1 protein-coding gene is annotated in these 791 nt (G+C 62.2%); it reads left to right on the plus strand.

Annotated features, from left to right (window positions below):
* Positions 1-791 (plus strand): penicillin-binding transpeptidase domain-containing protein (locus A3730_RS01975; protein ID WP_255364146.1); only part of this gene is annotated, 791 nt, incomplete at both ends.

A 791-nucleotide genomic window follows, 5' to 3' on the forward strand; every position in this document is an offset into this window, starting at 1 on the left:
CATGGGCTCCCTGGCCAAACCTGCGGTGATCTTGTCGGCGGTTGAGCAACCGGAAACCTACTCGTTGGCCTCTTTAGTGGAAGACGGGCCGATTCAGGTGAAGTTGCCCAATGGCAGCGTGTGGGCGCCACAGAACTTCGACAAGAAGGCCAAGGGCGCCATGCCCATGGTGGATGTGCTGGCCCTGTCCCGTAACCAGGCCACCGCGCGGTTGGGGCTGGATGTGGGCCTGGACAAGGTGGCCGACACCATGAAGACCCTGGGCGTTACCCGCAATATCCCGCTGTACCCGAGTATTCTGTTGGGAAGCTTGGAATTGACCCCGTTTGAAGTGGCGATGATGTATCAGCCGCTGGCCACCGGTGGCTTCAGTACCCGGCTGCGCTCCATTACCGATGTGCTGGACAAGGACGGCAAACCGCTGGCCCGTTACCCGGTGAGCACCGACGAAGTGGTGGAGGCCGGGCCGGCTTTCTTGACCCAGTGGGCCATGCAACAGGTCGTGGAAGAAGGCACCGCCCGTGCCGCTCGTGCGGCGCTGCCGTCGGATCTGAAAGTGGCCGGCAAGACCGGTACCAGTGATGATTTCCGCGATGCCTGGTTTGCCGGGTTCTCGGCCAATCACTTGGCGGTGGTCTGGGTGGGCCGTGACGACAACAAAAACGCGGGGATTACCGGCTCCAGCGGCGCCTTGCCGGTGTGGGCGAATTTGATGGGCAAGCTGCCACAGCGCAGCCTGTCACAAAACCCGCCGCCCAGCGTGGAATGGGTATGGATGAATGAAGACGGCC

This window comes from Alcanivorax sp. HI0044, from assembly GCF_001634945.1.